A 4,315-nucleotide genomic window follows, 5' to 3' on the forward strand; every position below is an offset into this window, starting at 1 on the left:
CCCTGCGCACCCTGCACATCGCCACCCTCGGTATCACCCGCTGCGCCGTCGGCACCCTCGTCCTCGCCCGCGCCGTGGACACCCTGCGCATCACCGGCGTCGACCGACTCACCGCCACCCACCTGGCCTGGGTCGCCCGCCTCGCCGGCATCCGCGACCTCGCCCTCGGCGCCGGCCTACTCGCCGCCCTGACCACCAACCGCGACACCACCACCTGGCTGTGGGCCGGAATGATCGCTGACGCCGCCGACGTTTCCGTCTTCGCGACCTCCACCGCCCGCGGCCACCTGCCACCCGTCCTCGGCACCGCCATGGCCACCGCCGCCCTCGGCGGCGTCGCCGCCGCAGCACCCCTGACCCGCACCACCCACACCGGACCGGGGGAGTGACCCCACCAAACCCGGGGCACCCGTCCACCGACGGATCCACCCAGAAAGGACCGTGACGCCATGACCACCAGCGACCACGCCACCACCCCCACCGGCCCCGACACCGTCGTCAAAAGCGACGAGCAGTGGCGCGCCGAACTGTCTCCCCAGCGCTACGCCATCCTCCGCCAAGCCGCCACCGAACCCCCCTTCACCGGCGCCTACACCCACAACAAGGAAACCGGCACCTACCGGTGCGGCGGCTGCGGCGCCACCCTGTTCACCTCCGACACCAAGTACGACTCCGGCTCCGGCTGGCCCAGCTTCACCGAACCCGCCGTCGCCGACGCCGTCGAACTCGTCGAGGACCGCTCCCACGGCATGATCCGCACCGAGGTCCGCTGCGCCCGCTGCGGGGGACACCTCGGCCACCTCTTCGACGACGGCCCCGGACCCACCGGCCAGCGCTACTGCATGAACAGCCTCGCCCTCGACCTCGACACCCACTGACCCACCCCAGCCACCGACCGGGCCGCCGCCGGTGCACCCACGCACCGGCCGGCTCGCCCACCACCTCCCGCGGGAACACCGAGGGAGTCAGGTAACCGTCCTCTAACCGTCCGCCACCCCCAGACGCCGCACCACGAGCACGGCCTACCGCATCCCAGAACTCCGCCGCAGACACCCCACCCAGCGCACCGACCTCCACCATCACAACCACCCTGCACGCCAAACGACACACCAACCCACACAGCCCCGAACCCCAGCAACCACTACCCCACCACATGCGCCGATAATGCACATTATGTCAAGTAGAGATGGATCGGCTCCTCCCCCCGATCGCCTCAACCCCCGGACAGCGGGTGGCGTCGACGGGCCAGGTCCGCTGACGCTCGAGCCTTCCGTCGGCCGGCGAACCAGCCAGGCCGCCCACTTACTCGATCTGACAAGATCACCTCTCGCGAGCCGCAGTCGAGCCCCACAAGTTGATCATGGGTTACTTCCCCGCTCGCGGGTGCAGGGTTTCTGGGTTTGTTTGTTGATCTTGATGTGAGATTTCGTCAACAGCGTTGATTATCTTGGTGAAAGACGACCGGTCGATCGACCGTCCACCCAGGACTTCGGAATGACTCGTTTCCGCGTCTCGTCTGCGCCAGGATCTTGGAGTGAGCAACGAGGAAGAGCCGTTGACAGGGAATGCCACGATCGGCGTGGTGCGTGTGGGTGAAACCGTTCGCCGCCCGGTCGGGCCATGGACGGACGCGGTGGATGCGCTCCTGGAACACCTGCATGCGGTGGGTTTCGCCGGTGCCCCTCGACCATTGGGGCGGGACGCGCAGGGACGCCAGGTGGTGGAGTACATCCCCGGCGAGCTCGGTGCGGCGGCCGGCACGTACTCGGTGACGGAGCTGGTCTCGATCGGTCGGATGCTGGCGGACCTGCACCGGGCCCTCGCCGGTTTCGTGCCGCCGGCCGGCGCGGTGTGGAACAGGATCATCCCGCCGGATCGGGAGGACTTCATCTGCCAGAACGACGTCGCGCCCTGGAATCTCGTCAGGTCCGCTCGGGGCTGGGTGGTGATCGACTGGGACGCGGCCGCACCGAGCTCCCGGTTGTGGGACCTTGCCTACGCCGCGCAGAGCATGTCGGGTCTGCGGGCCGACCGGCCGGTGGCGGAGTCCGCGGCCCGGTTGCGCGCTTTCGTGGATGGCTACGGCCTGGATGCGCCGTCACGGCCGGCGTTGGCGAACATGCTGGGCCGACGCACCAGGGCGATGTACGACCTGCTGCGCGACGGCGCCCGGCGGCAGCAGCAGCCGTGGGCCAGGATCTGGACCGAGGATGGCCCCTACTGGCTCGCGACCTCCGACTACCTGAACACCCATGCCGAGGCATGGACCGCCGCCCTGCAATGATCGCGTCTGGTAATGCTGATAATGATCGCGTCTGACCGAGCAGCCCGTGTCGCTCGGCACCGCTGCGGCCGACGTACTTCCCACGGAGTGCTTACCTCTCGCCGAAAGCGTAGATCACTTCCGAGGTGAGGAGGTGGTCTTCGTCGGTGCGGAGGAGATCGGCCAGGGCTTCGGTGTAGTCGCGCTGGAACGTCTCTGCCTGCTTCGGCGTGAGGGTGGCGACCGCGTCGTGGTGCGGGCCGCGGGTGTGGGCTTCCCAGGCGTGTTCCAGGTCGTGTGAGGAGAAGCCGATGGTCTCCCCCACCAGATTCGCCGGAGTGAACCCAGCGTCGCACAGTGCCTGATGGCATCGCTTCCGCGTCCCCAGGGCGGTGGCCGGGTCGGTGAGGATCAGGGCGTGACGGCGGGCATGGTCGCGAAAAAGCTCGGCCGCGACGGGGAAACCCGCCGCCATCGTAGAGAACCCGACCTGCCCGCCTGGCGCCAGCAGCCGGTGCCACTCCCCCAGGGCCGCAGGAACCGACAGGTAAAGCAGACCGGCCGAGCAGAGGATCAGGTCGAACGAGCTGTTTCCGAACTGGGTCAGGGCGGTGGCGTCCGCCCTGACCAGCTCGATGTTCGTGAGTCCGGCCGCGGCGATCGTCTGCCGGGCTCGGGTGAGCATGCCCGTGGAGATGTCGACGGCCACCACGTGCCCTGCCGGCCCTATGACACGGGCGGCGGCGATCGCGGCGAGCCCGGTACCGGTCGCGGCATCCAGGACGCGCATACCCGTGGTGGGGGCAGCGAGTTCGACGAGTCGTTCCGCGTACCGGACGTGCCAGGTGTGGTTACTGTACGTCGCGGCGCGCCGGTCGAAGATGGGCTCGACACTGTCCGGGGAGTTGGGCTCTGCCACAAAAGCTGTTTATGGCACACGAATGCGAACCCGGACCAGTCAGATCCCACTTCTGCCCTCGAACAGCAGTGGGTGCGGATCCGTCGACGGTTCTGGGCCTTCTCACCCGGGCCAGCGCAGAACACGGGGAGCCTGCGGACGTTCGTGGTCGATCAGCACGTCGGCGCGGTCCTGAGGCGCGACGGAAGCCCGGTAGAGCTCCTGGCCGGGCAGGTAGCGCGCCTCGTAGCGGTCGCGGACGTCGGCGGGCGAGCCAAAGACGGCGACGTCGCGCCGCAGCGCACGGCGCAGCGACTCGGCGGGGCTGATCTGGAGGAACACGGTGAGGTCCCAGTAGCCCCGCAGTTCGTCGCGCAGGAGGAAAACACCGTCGACGATGAGCACCGCGTCGCCCGCGGCCTCGCGAACGGGGCAGTCGAGTGGGGAGTCGCTGAGATGGTCGAACGCGGCCGTGCGGTAGCGCCGGTCACCGGCGGGGCTCAGCGGGTCAAGGAGGAAGCGCCGTAGCGCGACATAGTCGAACGCGTCCAGAAAGTAGCCGTTCGGGGACAACGGCCCTCGGCGGCGACGCGTGGCCTGGGGCTGGTGGAAACCGTCGACGCTGGCGCGGATGACGGGTCGGCCTCGGTCAGCGAGCGTGCCGGCGAGCTCGTCGGCCAGCGTCGTCTTTCCGGCGGCGTCCGGGCCGTCGATCGCGACGCGCAGCACCCGGTCCGGGTATGCGTCCCGCAGCAGGTCGGCGAGCGCGCCCACGACGCGGTCGCGGGACGGCTCCACAGCAGGTCTCCCCCAGGTCGCTGTTTTTGGTGTTCATCTATGATGATCATGGAATTTGCCGTGTCGTCAACGGCGTTGATTATCTTGGAGGCGGCGGGTGGGTCGGGACGGTCAGTGGACGGCGTCGGACCAGCGTCGCAGGATCGACACCTCGACGACGAACCGCACGCCGCTGCCCGCCGCCCAGTAGGTGGCCGTGGCGGCCAGGGAGCGGTGCAGCAGGTCGGCGGCGGCGTCGGCGTGGGCGGCGGGGACCTGCAGGAGCAGTTCGTCGTGCAGGCAGAGCACGATCTCGCCGTCGAGGGCGGGCAGTTCGGCGCGGACCGTCACCGCCCACGCCTTGAACAGCTCGGCGG

At 69.2% G+C, this 4,315-nt stretch carries 5 protein-coding genes and 1 pseudogene; 3 read left to right on the forward strand and 3 right to left on the reverse strand.

What is annotated here, in order from left to right:
- Positions 1 to 2: 2 nt before the first annotated feature.
- The 3 genes from NBZ83_RS30330 to NBZ83_RS30340 all read left to right on the forward strand — a co-directional run bounded on the left by NBZ83_RS30330 (position 3) and on the right by NBZ83_RS30340 (position 2,284).
- A complete protein-coding gene (locus tag NBZ83_RS30330; RefSeq protein ID WP_261576329.1) occupies positions 3 to 389 on the forward strand; it encodes a hypothetical protein in 387 nt (128 codons plus the stop codon).
- 60 nt (positions 390 to 449) lie between these two features.
- The gene (gene msrB / locus NBZ83_RS30335; RefSeq protein ID WP_261576330.1) at positions 450 to 878 is read left to right on the forward strand and encodes a peptide-methionine (R)-S-oxide reductase MsrB; all 429 of its coding nucleotides are present in this window, start codon (positions 450 to 452) and stop codon (positions 876 to 878) included.
- Positions 879 to 1,534: 656 nt separating this feature from the next.
- Positions 1,535 to 2,284, forward strand: a complete 750-nt coding sequence (locus tag NBZ83_RS30340; RefSeq protein ID WP_261576331.1) for a phosphotransferase — start codon at positions 1,535 to 1,537, stop codon at positions 2,282 to 2,284.
- 91 nt (positions 2,285 to 2,375) lie between these two features.
- On the opposite strand, the gene NBZ83_RS30345 is transcribed toward NBZ83_RS30340, so the two are convergent.
- From NBZ83_RS30345 to NBZ83_RS30355, 3 genes and pseudogenes are all read right to left on the reverse strand, one after another.
- Positions 2,376 to 3,182, reverse strand: coding sequence for a class I SAM-dependent methyltransferase (locus tag NBZ83_RS30345; RefSeq protein ID WP_261571008.1), 807 nt, complete (start codon positions 3,180 to 3,182; stop codon positions 2,376 to 2,378).
- Between the two features lie 102 nt (positions 3,183 to 3,284).
- Positions 3,285 to 3,959: a nucleoside/nucleotide kinase family protein gene (locus NBZ83_RS30350; protein WP_261571009.1), complete on the reverse strand. Its 675-nt coding sequence runs from the start codon at positions 3,957 to 3,959 to the stop codon at positions 3,285 to 3,287.
- Between the two features lie 111 nt (positions 3,960 to 4,070).
- Positions 4,071 to 4,315, reverse strand: a pseudogene (locus NBZ83_RS30355) (DNA polymerase); the annotation flags it as partial.

This window comes from Frankia gtarii (assembly GCF_025403375.1).
GTDB classification, from domain to species: domain Bacteria; phylum Actinomycetota; class Actinomycetes; order Frankiales; family Frankiaceae; genus Frankia; species Frankia gtarii.